This is a genomic window from Hymenobacter jejuensis, from assembly GCF_006337165.1.
GTDB lineage: Bacteria > Bacteroidota > Bacteroidia > Cytophagales > Hymenobacteraceae > Hymenobacter > Hymenobacter jejuensis.
The window spans coordinates 4240999-4255677 of the sequence record NZ_CP040896.1 but is presented as its reverse complement, the minus strand read 5'-3'; the positions used below and the strand labels follow the sequence as shown (position 1 = coordinate 4255677).

Here is a 14679-nt window from a genome sequence, read left to right as displayed (position 1 = left end):
ATTTCAAGGTCGTTCAATCCCTTGCTTACCAAGCTCTTGCGCGTAGCGATCGTAAATCTCGCGCAGGTCGTTACCGTGCTTGTCGGCATCAACACCGACGCTGATGTTGCTAGTGTGGAAGCGGTGCAGGTGACTGATGTGCGGCGAGATGACCGGCTGATGCCCCGCCAGCAAGAAACGTACATACAAGTCTAGGTCTTCGGCCATGGGCAGGGTTTCGTCGTAGCCCCCGACTTCTTCAAACAGCTTGTGGCTGTAGCAGACGTTGCCCTGAATGAAATGCTCGGCCTTGAAAATTGCCCGGAGCATGTCGGTGGGCGAGTCGAAGCGCCAAGCGTAATAATCTTCGCCGGGCAGGTAGCGGCGCTCCTGGTCCATGCGCAGGAAATCTGCCACAAACCATTGTGCGCTAGAGTTTTGCTGAATCAGATCGGCATAATGAAACAAATTACGCTGGAGCATAATGTCGTCGTCGTCCAGCGGAACCAGCCATGCCTCGGCGGGCGCGTGCTTGATTACCGTGTTGCGGGCGGGGCCGGGCAACGACTTGATTTTCTGGCTCCAGTAGCGCACCGGGGCGCCGTCTTGCTTGGCTGCTTCGCGAAGCCAAGTGGCAGTGTCGTCGGTAGAGCCATTTTCGCAGATTAACTGCTCGAACGTAATGTCAAGGGGGGCCGTGATGCTGGCCCGAACGCTGGCCACAGCTTCGGGCAGGAATTGGCGGCGGTTGTGAGTCGGAGTAATAACGCTAAAGTGCATGCCTTCCTATTCTGCAATTGGCCAAAAAAAGTTGCTTCCGCCCCCGGTCAAGCTCAACTTTCCGGGCGGAGGTGGCGTTAATCCAGTATCCACCCGCTTTGTCATGGCCAAATTTGTCATCACCTTCAACCTGCCCGACTTCTTCGACGAAGAGTTTCTGGCCCTGATTCCACCGCACCGGGCGCTGGTTAACCAGCTCATCGAAGCCAACATCGTGGAAGCCTACGCCATCAGCGCCACTCGTACCCGGGGCTGGATCACCATGAACGGCGAAACCCCGGAAGCCGTGCGGGCCATCGTCGAGCAATTCCCGCTCTACCGGTTTTTCCGCCGCGTCGAAATAGACGAGCTTTTCCTATTCGACAGCAGTACGTCCCGGTTTCCGCGCGTCAGCCTCAATTAGCGCATTCCGCAACAGCGGCAGCTCCGGCCCGGTTTGTGCAGAATGGCGTTGCGCCTATTCGCTTCTGTATTAATTTTATTTCATGCTCCGTTTTATCTGGCTTACCGCCCTTGCCACGGGGCTGCTGGCCTTCCTACCCGCAGCACCACCGGCTGAAAAACTCACTACTGATCAGTTACTTACACGCCTTACCGACGCTATCGACGATCTTAAAACCCTGCGCTGCAACGTGCGGGCCCAAGAGCGCATTGGCAGCAGCTACCAGCAAGCCCGCACCAGCATGAAAATGACGCTGAGTCCGTTGCGGGTGTATTTGAAAAACCAAAAAGGCATTGAGGTACTGTGGGTTACGGGCCAAAACGACGGCGATGCCTGGGTGTACCCCAATAGCTTCCCGTACGTCACGCTCAGCCTTGATCCCAACGGTACATTGATGCGCCGCAACCAGCACCACAGCGTGCTCGACGCGGGTTTCGGCACCATTGCCGACATCATCCGCGGCTCCAACCTGCGCCAGGATCGGGCCTTCGATCGCTCGTTTCACTACGACGGCGATACGCTCGTGGCGGGGCATCCGTGCTACGTCCTGCGCTCCGAGTTTCCGCAATTTCGCTATGTGACTTACAAAGCCGGCAAAGGCGAAACCGTAGCGCGGGTCGCCGCTCGCTTTGGCTGCGGCGAATACCGAATCATGGAACGCAACAGCCTTTCCGCCGAAACCGCCATTCCCGAAGGCAAAGTTTTGCAAGTACCCAATGCCTACGGGCGGCGCACGATCATCTGCATTGATCAGAAGCTATTCCTGCCAATATCGGTGCAGGTTTTCGACGACAAAGGCTTGTTTGAAAAATTTGACTTTTCGGAAGTGGTTGCTAATCAACCTATTCCGTTAGCAGAATTTAACAAAGATTACAAAGGATACAAGCTGTAGCATTTTGCAGAAAAACCCCTAAAGTGCTAACCCAACTGCCTGTAAGTGGTCGGCTTGGGAAATGGGCATCTATTCCTTTCCCGTAGGATATGCCCCAAAATGCTGCGTTTCATTCAGGACAAAGGAGAAGTTGCGACTTCTCCTTTGTCGTTTCAGCGTACGTATGCCGTCACGGGCTGCTGCTATCCGCTATGCGCTTCAGGTAAGTGCTCCGGCTAACCGCATAATAAATAAATCTCGGCTGCTCAGCATTCGTGCAAAAGCACACATATTTTGATGTAATTATCTAACAGTCAAATAGTTAAATAGAAGGGTGTACTCTATAGACAGACTCAGTAAGTAAATGCGTTTAATTCATCGCTTCATGTCGGCTTCATGCCACACGGTCTAGCTTGTGCCGTCAATACCCGACACCAAGCTGGGCTGAATCGGCATTTCTCGTTCGATTTTGATCTTTTAGACTGGGGGCGGGCCTGACATTTTCACTGGAGTCGAATGGCTTTCTGCTACACCAGCAAAGCCCATTGCAAAGCATGAACGAACACGATGTAAGCCACGCCGTCCCGTCGACGGAGTTTTTGAAATGGCAACAGCAGCTGTCGGATTGCCAACGAGCTAATCAACAGCAAGACCACCTGATTTTCCGCTTGGTGCAAGCACCCAACGCACCACCAGCTCAGGTAATGACCGTTCATTGCCCCCTTCAAAATCACATTTCCTAAGATTATCACACCCCTCAGGGGATTTACCGTCTTTATGAAAAGAACGTCCATGCTCGCACTCGTGAGCTTGTGCGGCTTGTATTGCGCTACAAGCTGCTCGCAAGAAAAAGAGGCAAAGGAAGAGAAGATTAAGCTTCTGGCTACCAGCCCTTTACAGAAAGACACAACCATCACCAAAGAGTACGTCGCCCAGATTCACTCCATCCAGCGCATTGAGCTACGGGCCTTGGAGAAAGGCTATTTGGAGAAGATTTATGTCGACGAGGGGCAACACGTCCGGCAAGGACAGCTCATGTTTCAGATTAAGCCCACGGTGTACCAGGCCGAGTTGAAAAAATCGCAGGCCGAAGCCAACTATGTGGGCCAGGAGTACCAGAATACCAAGAAGCTGGCCGATAAAAACATCGTATCCAGCAGCGAGCTGGCGCTGGCGCAGGCGAAGTACGACAAGGCCAACGCCGATGTCTCGCTGGCCCAAACGCACCTGCAGTTTACCACGATGAAGGCGCCGTTTAGCGGCATCATGGACCATTTCCAAGCCCGCTTGGGCAGCTTGGTTGATGAGGGCGACTTGCTGACGACCCTATCGGACAACAGCAAAATGTGGGTTTACTACAACGTACCGGAAGCCGAGTACCTCGACTATAAGAAGCACGCCAAAACCAGCGACAGCGCCACGAAAGTGAAGCTGCGGATGGCCAACAACGAGGTATTCAACCAAACTGGCGTGGTGCAAACTATTGAGGCTGACTTCAATAACGAAACCGGCAACATCGCCTTCCGGGCCACTTTCCCCAACCCCGACGGGCTGCTGCGCAACGGCGAAACCGGCAGTGTGCTCATGACCGTGCCGCTGCAACACGCCCTGATTGTGCCGCAGAAAGCCACGTTCGAAATCTTGGAGAAGAAATATGTCTATGTAGTCGATAAGAACAGCGTGGTGCACCAGCGGGAAGTGAACATCGCCTCCGAAATGCCCGACCTGTACATCATCAAATCCGGCATTTCCCCCAACGACCGGATTCTGTTGGAGGGCCTGCGCAAGGTGAAGGATGGCGACAAGATTACCTACGACTACAAGGCGCCACAGTCGGTTATCTCGCACCTGAAAGTGTACAGCGAATAAGGTCCTATCCTATAAATAACCAGACAGAATATGTTTAGTAAATTCATTCGTAGGCCAGTTTTTGCCATTGTTATCTCGGTGGTCATCGTCCTGATGGGCGCGCTGGCCATCATGAAGCTGCCTACCTCGCAGTTCCCGGAAATTTCGCCGCCCCTCGTTATGGTGAGCGCGGCCTACCCCGGCGCCAGCGCCAAGGTGCTCACCGAATCGGTGCTGATTCCGCTGGAACAGGCCGTAAACGGCGTGCCGGGCATGAAATACATGACCTCCGACGCCGTGAGCGCCGGCGAAGCCAACATCCAGATTGTCTTCAACTTAGGCACCGACCCCGACCAGGCCGTCGTGAACGTGAACACGCGTATCGCACAGGTACTGAACCGCTTACCGGAACTCGTGCAGCGCGAAGGTGTGGTGGTAAACCGCGTGGTGCCGAACATGCTGATGTACGTGAACTTGTACTCGAAAGACAAGAACACGGACATGAAGTACCTGTTCAACTTCGCCGGGGTGAACATGCTGCCCGAGCTGCAGCGCCTCAGCGGCATTGGCAGGGCCAACATCCTGGGTAGCCGGCAGTACGCCATGCGCGTGTGGCTGAAGCCCGACCGCATGCGCGCCTACAACATCTCGGTGGATGACGTGATGAAAGCCCTTGGCGAACAGAGCGTTATCGGCTCGCCGGGCCGTATCGGCCGCTCGGATGGCGGGCAGGCGCAGTCGCTGGAATACGTACTCAGCTACCAGGGCCGCTTTAGCGACGTGGAGCAGTATAAAAACGTCATTCTCAAGGCCAACCCCAACGGCGAAAGCCTGCACCTGAAAGACGTGGCGGACGTGGCGCTGGGCTCGGAGTTCTATGACATCTACTCTAACCTGAACCAGTACCCCTCGGCGGCTATCGTACTGAAGCAAACCTACGGCTCGAACGCCTCGGACGTGATTAAAGAGGTGAAAGCCAAGCTGGAAGAGCTGAAGAAAACCAGCTTCCCGCCCGGTATGGACTACAAAATCACCTACGACGTGTCGAACTTCCTCGACGCTTCCATTGAGAACGTAATCCACACCCTGCGCGACGCCTTTATTCTGGTGGCCCTGGTGGTGTTCCTGTTCCTCGGCGACTGGCGCTCGACCCTGATTCCGGCCATCGCCGTGCCGGTGTCGCTCATCGGCTCGTTCGTGGCCATGCAGGCTTTCGGCCTGACCATCAACATGATAACCTTGTTTGCGCTGGTGCTCTCGATTGGTATCGTGGTCGACAATGCCATTGTGGTGATTGAGGCCGTGCACGCCAAGATGGAGGAAGAGCATCTGTCGCCCTATAATGCTGTGCGTAAGGTAGTTGGCGAAATCAGCGGGGCCATTATCGCCATCACCATCATGATGACGGCCGTGTTCATCCCGGTATCGTTTATGAGCGGTCCGGTGGGTATTTTCTACCGCCAGTTCTCCATTACCATGGCTACGGCCATCGTGATTTCGGGTTTGGTGGCCCTGACGCTGACGCCGGTGCTTTGCGCCATGATCCTGAAAAACAACCACGGCAAGCCCAAGAAGAAAACGCCGATGCAGCGCTTCTTCGACTGGTTTAACCGCGGTTTTGAGAATCTGACCAATAGCTACACCGGCTTGCTGGAGAAAATTGTGGCCAACCGCCTCATCACCTTCGCGATGCTGCTGGCCTTTGGTTTGGGCATTTGGGCCATCACGGCCAAGCTGCCGGCCGGCTTTATTCCGAGCGAAGACCAGGGCCTGATCTACGCCATTGTGCAGACGCCGCCAGGCACCACGCTGGAGCAAACCAACGCCGTGTCGCAGCGCCTCGCCAGCCTAGCCAAGGACGTGCCCGGCATCGCCAACATTTCAACCCTGGCGGGCTACGAAGTACTCACCGAAGGTCGGGGCTCCAATGCCGGCACCTGTCTGATTGACTTGAAACCGTGGTCAGAGCGCAAAGAATCCATTGCCGATATCATCGGAGCCTTGGAGAAAAAGGCGCACGAAATTCCCGGTGCGACCATCGAATTCTTTGAGCCACCGGCAGTTCCGGGCTACGGCGCAGCAGGCGGCTTCCAGCTGCAATTGCTCGACAAAACCAACTCCGGCGACTACAAAGCGCTGGAAAAGGTGAACGAGGAATTCATGGCCAAGCTGAAAAAGCGCAAGGAGCTTGCGGGCCTGTTCACCTTTTTCTCAGCCGACTATCCGCAGTACGAGTTGAAGATTGACAACGAGTTGGCCATGCAAAAGGGCGTGAGCATCGGCAACGCCATGAACACGCTGAGCATCATGGTGGGCTCGACCTACGAGCTGGGCTTTATCAAGTACCAACGCTTTTTCAAGGTGTACGTGCAGGCTTCGCCCGAATACCGGAAGCTGCCCGAAGACATCCTGAACATGTGGGCAAAAAATGACAAAGGCGAAATGGTGCCGTTCTCAGCCTTCATGAAAATCGTGAAGTCGCAGGGCGCCAACGAAATCAACCGCTACAACATGTACACCACCGCTTCCATCCGGGGCGGTGCCGCCGAGGGCTACAGCTCTGGAGAGGCCATCAAAGCCGTGCAGGAAGTAGCGCAAGACCTGCCCCACGGCTACGACATTGACTGGGGCGGCTTGTCGAAAGACGAAGTGTCGCGCGGCAACGAGTCCACCATTATTTTCCTGGTGGTGCTGGTGTTCGTTTACCTGGTGCTCGCTTCGCAGTACGAAAGCTTTTTGCTGCCCTTGGCGGTAATCTTCTCGCTGATTGCGGGCGTGTTCGGGTCGTTCCTGTTCATCAAAGTAATGGGCCTAGCCAACGACATTTATGCCCAGGTGGGCCTTGTGATGCTGGTCGGTTTGCTGGGTAAGAACGCCGTACTGATTGTCGAATTCGCCGCCCAGAAGCACGCCGAAGGTATGTCGGTCCGCGAGGCGGCCATCGAAGGGGCCCGCGTCCGTTTCCGCCCGATTCTGATGACCTCGTTTGCCTTCATTGCGGGTCTGATTCCGCTGGTGCTGGCGACGGGCGCCGGAGCTATCGGCAACCGCACCATCGGTAGCTCGGCCCTTGGCGGTATGCTGTTCGGCACCGTGTTCGGGGTGGTCATCATTCCTGGCTTGTACTACTTCTTTGGTACGCTGGCCGGCAGCCACCAACTGATTCGGGACGAAAACGAATCCCCCATACTGGAAGGCGTTGAGCCGCGCGTATTAATTGAAGAAACAGAACCTTATGCTTAAGAGACGCATCTATCAATGCCTTAGCGCAGCCAGCCTCTCGTTAGCAGTTGCGGCTTGTGCAACGCCGAATCTGGTTCAGAAAACAGTAAACCGAAGATTTCCTGCTAGTTACAACAATGCCAACGCGCAGGATACGGCCAGCACCGCAAAGCTTCGGTGGAAGCAGTTTTTCACCGACCCGAACCTGGCTGCCCTCATCGATACGGCGCTGCAAAACAACCAGGAGCTGAACATTGCATTGCAGGAGATTCAGATTGCCCGCAACGAGGTTCAGATCCGCAAAGGCGAGTACCTGCCCTTTCTGGGCTTGGGTGCTAAGGCAGAAGCCGAACGTCCCGGTCGGTACACGCTTCAGGGCGCGACCGAGGAAGCCGTCAATATTCAGGAGGAGCGAAGAAACCCCAATCCGCTGCCCAATTACCAGATCGGCGCTTTTGCGAGCTGGGAAGTGGACATCTGGCACAAGCTGCGCAATGCCCGCACGGCAGCAGCCCTGCGGTACCTGGCTACCGTCGAAGGCCGGAATTTCACGGTCACGAATCTGATTGCCGAAATTGCCAACTCATATTACGAACTCCTAGCGCTCGATAACCAGTTGGCCCTGACCCAGCAAAACATTGAGCTTCAGAGCAATGCGCTGGAGTTGGTGCGACTTCAGAAAGAATCGGCCCGGGTGACCGAACTGGCGGTACAACGTTTTGAAGCGCAGGTGCACAACACCCGCAGCCTTCAGTACAATATCCAGCAGCGCATCACCGAAACCGAAAACCGGATCAATTTTCTGGTGGGGCGGTACCCGCAGCCTATTGTTCGTAACGATCAGTCATTCAATGATTTAGCCACGAACAACATTCAGGCGGGGGTGCCCGCGCAGCTGTTGCAAAACCGGCCGGATATCCGGCAGGCCGAACAACGGCTGGCAGCGGCCAAACTGGACGTGCAGGTAGCCCGCGCCAACTTTTACCCGGCGCTGCGCATAACCGGCGGAGCGGGCTTCGCGGCTTTCAAGCCCGGCTTGCTGTTCACGTCGCCCGAATCCATGATGTATTCGCTGGCGGGCGATCTGGTCGCGCCGCTGGTGAACCGCAACGGAATCAAGGCGGTGTATGGGAGTGCCAATGCCCTTCAGACCCAGGCCATTTACCAGTATGAGCGCACCGTGCTGAACGCTTATGTGGAGGTAGCCAATCAGCTGGCCAACATCAACAATTTGGCCAAGAGCTACGACGAGAAAGCGAAGGCCGTGCAGGCCCTGAACCAGTCGAGCACGATTTCTAACAGCCTCTTCCGTTCGGCAAGGGCCGATTACACGGAAGTGCTCTTCACACAACGGGAAGCCCTGGAGTCAAAATTTGACCTGATCGAAACCAAAATGCAGCAATTGAATGCCACCGTTAATGTGTATCGGGCATTGGGTGGCGGCTGGAATTAACCGCACAAACCGGCCAACTCAGCTGCTGTGACTACGCCCGTCGCGGCCGAGTTACTATAGCACAAAGTCCGTCTTTCACAGCAAACAAGCGCTGTAAAAGACGGACTTTGTGTTTTGCAGGAAACATTGTTCGCCCCTTCTAAGTCAGCACTCGCTTATCGGCGCATCGCTTTTTCAATTTGGTCCCACATGGGCGCGGGGATCATTTCCAGCTTATTGAATTCGCCGGCGCCGTTGAGCCATTCGCCGCCGTCGATGGTCACGACTTCCCCGTTGACATAAGCCGAAAAATCGGATACTAAGTACGCAGCTAGGTTGGCAAGTTCCTGATATTCACCTACTCGCTTGAGGGGCACTGATCCGGCTGGGTCGAGCTTTTCGGCCAGTGGGGCTGGGAATAAGCGGCTCCAGGCGCCTTCCGTCGGGAACGGGCCGGGCGCAATGGCGTTAGAGCGAATGCCGTATTTGGCCCACTCCACGGCCAAAGAGCGCGTCATGGCCAGCACACCGGCTTTAGCGGCCGCCGAAGGAACAACATATGCAGAACCAACTGATGCATAAGTAGTTACGATATTCAGAATGGTGCCGGGTTTCTTATCGGCGATCCAACGCTTGCCAAAGGCCAGGGTGCAATTGTAGCTTCCGCGCAACACAATGTCCACGATCACATCGAAGGCTTTGTGGGAAAGACGCTCGGTGGGGCTGATGAAATTGCCGGCCGCGTTGTTGAGCAACACATCGACACCGCCAAATTCGTCGTGGGTACGCTGCAACATGTTTTCTACTTCCTCATATTTGCGCACGTCGCACTGCACGGCCAGCACCTTGCCTCCGGTTTGCTGGCGTAGCTCGGCGGCGGTTTTTTCCAGCACGTCCAGCTTGCGACTGGTGATGGTAACGTTAGCGCCGAGCTGAAGAAAATACGTGGTCATGGCGCGGCCCAGGCCGGTGCCGCCGCCGGTTACGACGATGGTTTTGCCTTGAAGAGCGTTATCGCGGAGCATGGGTTGGGAGTAGGCAGGCATGGAACGAGGTTGAGAAGTAAGTGGGGGAAAGCCACAAGAACGGCATTTTTGGATTTGGCAGAGAAAAAAACCAAGCGAAGGAATTTTTACCACCTTTGGGACGCATGACAACAGATCCCTTTCTTCCGACCATTGCCGTGTTGGGTTGCGGTTGGCTGGGCCTGCCCTTGGCGAAAGCGCTGGTTGCGGCGGGCCACGTCGTGACCGGCTCCACGACCCGCCCGAGTCATTTGCTGAAGTTGCGCGATGCCGGCATTACGCCTTATTTGCTGCGCCTTGGTCCGGAATTCACCCAAACCGACGACGATACGCTTCGAGCCATGCTCATCGGCGCGGATGTATTGGTGCTCAACGTACCTCCGCGTAAGACAGCAAGCACTTATCCGGATTTGTTACGACCTGTGCAACAAGCGATTGCGGCCTGCGGCGTGCGGCACATTCTGTTTGTAAGCTCTACCAGCGTCTATCCCGATGAACCCCGCGTCATGACAGAGGTTGATGCGGTTTCTACGGCTACCGCTTCCTCGGATTTGTTGCGGGCTGAAAGCAATTTCATCCAGCAAAGCCACTGGCTTACCACAGTGGTTCGCTTTGGTGGTCTTTTCGGGCCGGCCCGGCCGCCGGGCCGCTTTCTGGCGGGCCGCCAAGATGTTCCCAATGCGCAGGCGCCCGTCAACCTCATTCACCTCGACGATTGTGTTGGGCTGCTGATGGCCATCATTCGTCAGCAGGCCTGGGGATACACCTTCAACGCATGCGCCGACCATCACCCTACACGGCAGGAATTTTACACGGCTGCCGCCGCCCAATTGCACACCGCACCCCCAATATTCCGCGCCGACGATACCAGCAGTGGCAAAACCATCAGTAGTGCGCTGATGCATAAATCATTGAAGTACAAGTTCTTACATAATAACTTGTTTGAAGCGTTGAAGGCCTGAAGCTCAGGTGTTTCACACGTATCTTTGCGGTGTGAATTCCTCTTCTTCTGTAGTAGCCGTGTTGGGCGGCGGGGCGGCGGGTTTTTTTGGCGCCATCGCCTGTGCGGAAGCCAACCCACAGCTCACGGTCATTCTTATCGAAAAAACCGGCAAGTTGCTGAGCAAAGTGCGTGTATCGGGTGGCGGTCGCTGCAACGTAACACACGCTTGTTTTTCGCCGGCGCAGCTTGTGCAGCATTACCCACGGGGTGGCAAACAGCTGAAAGAGCCGTTCAAACAGTTTGGCGCCCAGGATACGGTGCAATGGTTCGAGCGCCGCGGCGTCCAGCTCAAAACCGAGGCCGATGGGCGCATGTTTCCTACCACCGATTCCAGCGAAACCATTGCCCAGTGCTTGCTGGAAGCTGCGCGGCAGGCCGGCGTAAAAATTTGGAATAACACGGCGGCTGAAGAGCTTACTCCCTTGCCGGAAGGTGGCTTTTCCTTGCGTCTCACGGGCACTCATGCGCAGGAACTGGTTGTAAATAAGCTACTTATCGCTACGGGCGGCGTTCCCAAAAGCGAAGGCTATAATTGGTTGCGGGCCTTAGGCCACAGCGTTGCCGAGCCAGTGCCTTCCCTGTTTACCTTCAACGTGCCCGAATCGCCCCTGCGCGAGCTAATGGGCGTGAGCGTGCCACACGCCCGCGTGGTATTGGCGGGTTCAACGCTTTCGTATGAAGGGCCTTTGTTGGTTACACACTGGGGCGTGAGCGGCCCGGCCGTGCTCAAGCTATCGGCGTGGGGCTCACGCCTCCTGCACGAACTCAACTATACCGGCACAGCCCTAGTAAGCTGGGTACCAACGCATACAGAAGAAAAGCTGCGGCAATGGCTGCACGAATTTCGGGCTCAGAATGGCCGCAAGGTGGTGCAGTCCAATCCCCTGTTTGGTTTGCCACAACGACTTTGGCGTACCCTCACCGACCAAGCCGGAGTAATAGACGAAACGCGTTGGAGCGAACTAGCAGCCAAAGTTCAGAATCGCCTGATTGAAAACTTGTTACGCATGCCCTTGGCAGTGCGCGGCAAAACGACATTTAAAGAAGAGTTTGTGACGTGCGGTGGCATCCTGCTGGCTGAAGTCAATATGAAAACAATGGCAAGCCGCCTCATACCGGACCTGTATTTCGCAGGCGAAGTACTTGATATTGATGGCATTACGGGCGGATTCAACTTTCAAGCTGCCTGGACGACGGGCTATCTGGCCGGACAAGCAATGGCATATACCCAACAGGAGCAGGGTTGATATTGGCGCGGGCCAGTTTTAAGTAAGCCATGAAGCGGAGATACAGCGCATGTGTTTGGGCAGGCCAGTTTGCAACCCTACCTGGGGTTTAGCAGTACAGAGAAACACAACTTTGTTTCCCTCTACACCTAAACCGACCCACTCATGGATGCCAAAACAACAACGGCCGCCCTCAACGAATTACTCGAAACGCTAAAAGATGGCCAGAAAGGCTATGCAGAAGCCATGACCGACGTGGAAGACGCCGATCTGAAAGATACCTTTAAGAAATATGCTGCCCAGCGCTCCAGCTACATCACGGAGTTGGAAGACCAGATGTTCAAGCTGGACCTCAAGCCAGACGAAAGCAGCTCCGTAACCGGCACCGTGCATCGTGCCTTTATCAATCTTAAAGGGCTGGTAACCAGCAAAGACCGCCATAGCATTCTAGCAGAATGCGAGCGTGGCGAAGACTACGCCAAGAAGGCTTACGAAACCGCGCAAAAAATCCAGGATCTGCCGGGCGAGCTGAAAACCATCATCGACAAGCAGGCTGCTGGTATCAAGCAAGGCCACGACGAAATCAAGGCCCTGCGCGATTCGTCAAAATAGTATTCGACTGCTGAGCAATCAGAAGCCATTTCTCATAACTGCTTAACTTTAAGTCAGTTGCGGAAATAAGATAAAAAGGAAACGCCCCGACTGTTTTGGCAATCGGGGCGTTTCCTTTTTATGCTAAGCGATGCTATTCGTCAAAGCTTTGGTTGTCGCGACGGCCTTTATAGCCACCTTCGCTGCTGCCACCGCGGCTATTGCCACCGTAGCTTCCGCCGCCGCGGTTGCCGCCGTAGCTGCTACCGCCACCGCGGTTGCCACCAAAGCTGCTGCCACCGCGGCTTCCGCCGTAGCTGCTGCCGCCTTCGCGACGGTCGCCGTAGCTTCCGCCGCCGCGGTTGCCGCCGTAGCTGCTGCCACCACCGCGGTTGCCACCGTAGCCACCACTGCCACCCTCGCGACGATCGCCAAAGGGAGCGCGACGAGCCGGACGGTTTTCATCGGCGCCGAAGCTGCGACGTTCGCGGTTGCCGCCTTCCTCCTGTGCATCTCCTTCTTGACGAGGAGTGGCGATGTTGAAGGAAACCGGACGGCCTTGGATGGAGGTGCGGCCCAGCGCCGAGATGATCTCATCGGCAAACTCGGAAGGCACTTCTACAAAGCTAAACTTATCGTAGAGCGCGATATCGCCAACTTTACCAGCGGTGAGGCCGGTGTTTTCGGCAATCAGATCCACGATATCACGTGGATGCACACGGTCTTTTTTGCCCATTGTCACGAACAAACGCGTGAAACCCGGACGAACGGCGCCACGCTCGCGGTCGGCTTCCAGGCTTTTTTCAGCCTGTTTGCCTTCCTTCATGGTCATTTTCAGCAACGCAGCTGCAATGTCCAACGAGGTAGTTTCTTCTTCCTGGTCGAGCAGACGCTGCACACGGGCAACGTACTTTTCTAAGTTGCCTTTCTCGATGATTTCTTTGATCTGGTTCAGGAACAGCGTGGTTTTCACCTCCGATACGTCCTCAAACGACGGAATGCGTTCCTGCTTGATCTGCGCTTTGGTAAAGCGCATGATGTCGCGCAGCTTGTAAATATCGCGACCCGACACGAATGTGAAGGCGCGACCCGATTTGCCGGCGCGGCCCGTACGACCAATGCGGTGCACGTAATATTCTTCGTCGGCGGGAAGGTCGTAGTTTACTACAGCTTCTACATTTTCTACGTCGATACCACGGGCGGCTACGTCGGTGGCTACCAGAATTTCCAGCGTGCCTTTGCGGAACTTATCCAGCGTGTTCTGGCGCTGCTGCTGGCCCATGTCGCCGTGCAGTCCTTCGGCAAAATAGCCTTTGGCTTGCAGGTCGCCTACGATGTCGTCTACCATGCGCTTGGTGTTAGCAAACACAATGGCTGACTTCAGGTTGAACATGTCGATCAGACGGGTGAGCACGTCCTTTTTCTGCGGACCGCGCACTTCGTAGTAACTCTGCTCGATGTTCGAGACGGTCATTTCCTGATGATTGACCTTCACGATTTGCGGATCGCGCTGGTACTTCTTCGTCAGTTCCATGATCGGCTTGCTCATCGTGGCCGAGAAGAACACCGTCTGGCGTTCGGCCGGCATCTTCGAGAGCACCGTTTCGATGTCGTCGCGGAAGCCCATGTCGAGCATTTCGTCGGCTTCGTCGAGGATGACGGTTTTCACCTTGTCAAGCTTTAGCGTACCGCGTTCGATGTGGTCCATCACACGGCCGGGCGTACCGATTACGATTTGCACGCCGCGCTCCAGAGCACGGAACTGACGATCGTAGCTCGAGCCACCGTAGATCGGCACTACGGCCAGACCACGCTTGTACTTGCCGAGTTTCTGAATTTCACCCGACACCTGCACAGCAAGCTCACGGGTAGGGCACAGCACCAATACTTGCACGTCGCGCGAGTCGGAATCGACGCGCTCAATGGCGGGGATACTAAAAGCTGCGGTTTTGCCGGTACCCGTTTGGGCCTGACCAATTACGTCTTTGCCTTCCAGCAAAACGGGGATAGCAGCACTTTGGATTGGCGAAGCCTCTTCGTAGCCTACTTCCGTGATAGCGCGCTGCATCTCCGCAGAGAGAGCGAGCTCGTCAAATTTTACTTTTTCCATGTCAATGGTTGATGGAGAATAAACAATGCTCTGAAAACAGCAGATTCAGCGACGTTCTTCTCCCACTCAACAACAACGACAAGCGACGGAAGCAACGGACGGAAGACGGTGACGGCCAGTATGTTAAACAAAAGCAGCCGTAGCTGCGCG

12 protein-coding genes are annotated in these 14679 nt (G+C 55.5%); 9 read left to right on the top strand and 3 right to left on the bottom strand.

Annotated elements, in window-relative coordinates; genetic code table 11:
• Positions 1 to 3: 3 nt before the first annotated feature.
• A complete protein-coding gene (locus tag FHG12_RS17455; protein ID WP_139516945.1) occupies positions 4 to 759 on the bottom strand; it encodes a glycosyltransferase family 2 protein in 756 nt (251 codons plus the stop codon).
• A gap of 103 nt (positions 760 to 862) precedes the next feature.
• Between FHG12_RS17455 and FHG12_RS17450 the strand changes: the two genes are divergently transcribed.
• The 6 genes from FHG12_RS17450 to FHG12_RS17425 all read left to right on the top strand — a co-directional run bounded on the left by FHG12_RS17450 (position 863) and on the right by FHG12_RS17425 (position 8595).
• Complete coding sequence (locus FHG12_RS17450) at positions 863 to 1162, top strand: YciI family protein (protein WP_139516944.1); 300 nt, start codon at positions 863 to 865, stop codon at positions 1160 to 1162.
• An 82-nt stretch (positions 1163 to 1244) separates the two neighbouring features.
• Positions 1245 to 2093, top strand: a complete 849-nt coding sequence (locus FHG12_RS17445; RefSeq protein WP_139516943.1) for a DUF1571 domain-containing protein — start codon at positions 1245 to 1247, stop codon at positions 2091 to 2093.
• A 533-nt stretch (positions 2094 to 2626) separates the two neighbouring features.
• Positions 2627 to 2815, top strand: a complete 189-nt coding sequence (locus FHG12_RS17440; RefSeq protein WP_139516942.1) for a hypothetical protein — start codon at positions 2627 to 2629, stop codon at positions 2813 to 2815.
• 34 nt (positions 2816 to 2849) lie between these two features.
• Complete coding sequence (locus tag FHG12_RS17435) at positions 2850 to 3941, top strand: efflux RND transporter periplasmic adaptor subunit (RefSeq protein ID WP_139516941.1); 1092 nt, start codon at positions 2850 to 2852, stop codon at positions 3939 to 3941.
• Between the two features lie 30 nt (positions 3942 to 3971).
• Entirely contained in the window at positions 3972 to 7163 is a 3192-nt protein-coding gene (locus tag FHG12_RS17430; protein WP_139516940.1) for an efflux RND transporter permease subunit, read from the top strand.
• Positions 7156 to 8595: a TolC family protein gene (locus tag FHG12_RS17425; protein ID WP_139516939.1), complete on the top strand. Its 1440-nt coding sequence runs from the start codon at positions 7156 to 7158 to the stop codon at positions 8593 to 8595. The genes FHG12_RS17430 and FHG12_RS17425 overlap by 8 nt, the downstream gene beginning before the upstream one ends.
• A 155-nt stretch (positions 8596 to 8750) precedes the next feature.
• Here FHG12_RS17425 and FHG12_RS17420 read toward each other — a convergent pair whose 3' ends face one another.
• The gene (locus FHG12_RS17420; protein WP_139516938.1) at positions 8751 to 9620 is read right to left on the bottom strand and encodes an SDR family oxidoreductase; all 870 of its coding nucleotides are present in this window, start codon (positions 9618 to 9620) and stop codon (positions 8751 to 8753) included.
• A 104-nt stretch (positions 9621 to 9724) separates the two neighbouring features.
• Between FHG12_RS17420 and FHG12_RS17415 the strand changes: the two genes are divergently transcribed.
• The 3 genes from FHG12_RS17415 (at position 9725) to FHG12_RS17405 (ending at position 12440) form a co-directional block, all read left to right on the top strand.
• Positions 9725 to 10561: an SDR family oxidoreductase gene (locus FHG12_RS17415; protein WP_139516937.1), complete on the top strand. Its 837-nt coding sequence runs from the start codon at positions 9725 to 9727 to the stop codon at positions 10559 to 10561.
• A gap of 31 nt (positions 10562 to 10592) precedes the next feature.
• A complete protein-coding gene (locus FHG12_RS17410; RefSeq protein ID WP_230471183.1) occupies positions 10593 to 11849 on the top strand; it encodes a BaiN/RdsA family NAD(P)/FAD-dependent oxidoreductase in 1257 nt (418 codons plus the stop codon).
• Positions 11850 to 11993: 144 nt separating this feature from the next.
• Positions 11994 to 12440: a PA2169 family four-helix-bundle protein gene (locus tag FHG12_RS17405; protein ID WP_139516936.1), complete on the top strand. Its 447-nt coding sequence runs from the start codon at positions 11994 to 11996 to the stop codon at positions 12438 to 12440.
• 133 nt (positions 12441 to 12573) lie between these two features.
• Here FHG12_RS17405 and FHG12_RS17400 read toward each other — a convergent pair whose 3' ends face one another.
• The gene (locus FHG12_RS17400; RefSeq protein WP_139516935.1) at positions 12574 to 14529 is read right to left on the bottom strand and encodes a DEAD/DEAH box helicase; all 1956 of its coding nucleotides are present in this window, start codon (positions 14527 to 14529) and stop codon (positions 12574 to 12576) included.
• Between the last annotated feature and the right edge of the window lie 150 nt (positions 14530 to 14679).

What these genes read in the sequence shown, in the direction of transcription:
- FHG12_RS17455 (WP_139516945.1), bottom strand. Translation starts at nt 759, where the DNA reads ATGCACTTTAGCGTTATTACTCCGACTCACAACCGCCGCCAATTCCTG.
- FHG12_RS17450 (WP_139516944.1), top strand. Translation starts at nt 863, where the DNA reads ATGGCCAAATTTGTCATCACCTTCAACCTGCCCGACTTCTTCGACGAA.
- FHG12_RS17445 (WP_139516943.1), top strand. Translation starts at nt 1,245, where the DNA reads ATGCTCCGTTTTATCTGGCTTACCGCCCTTGCCACGGGGCTGCTGGCC.
- FHG12_RS17440 (WP_139516942.1), top strand. Translation starts at nt 2,627, where the DNA reads ATGAACGAACACGATGTAAGCCACGCCGTCCCGTCGACGGAGTTTTTG.
- FHG12_RS17435 (WP_139516941.1), top strand. Translation starts at nt 2,850, where the DNA reads ATGAAAAGAACGTCCATGCTCGCACTCGTGAGCTTGTGCGGCTTGTAT.
- FHG12_RS17430 (WP_139516940.1), top strand. Translation starts at nt 3,972, where the DNA reads ATGTTTAGTAAATTCATTCGTAGGCCAGTTTTTGCCATTGTTATCTCG.
- FHG12_RS17425 (WP_139516939.1), top strand. Translation starts at nt 7,156, where the DNA reads ATGCTTAAGAGACGCATCTATCAATGCCTTAGCGCAGCCAGCCTCTCG.
- FHG12_RS17420 (WP_139516938.1), bottom strand. Translation starts at nt 9,620, where the DNA reads ATGCCTGCCTACTCCCAACCCATGCTCCGCGATAACGCTCTTCAAGGC.
- FHG12_RS17415 (WP_139516937.1), top strand. Translation starts at nt 9,725, where the DNA reads ATGACAACAGATCCCTTTCTTCCGACCATTGCCGTGTTGGGTTGCGGT.
- FHG12_RS17405 (WP_139516936.1), top strand. Translation starts at nt 11,994, where the DNA reads ATGGATGCCAAAACAACAACGGCCGCCCTCAACGAATTACTCGAAACG.
- FHG12_RS17400 (WP_139516935.1), bottom strand. Translation starts at nt 14,529, where the DNA reads ATGGAAAAAGTAAAATTTGACGAGCTCGCTCTCTCTGCGGAGATGCAG.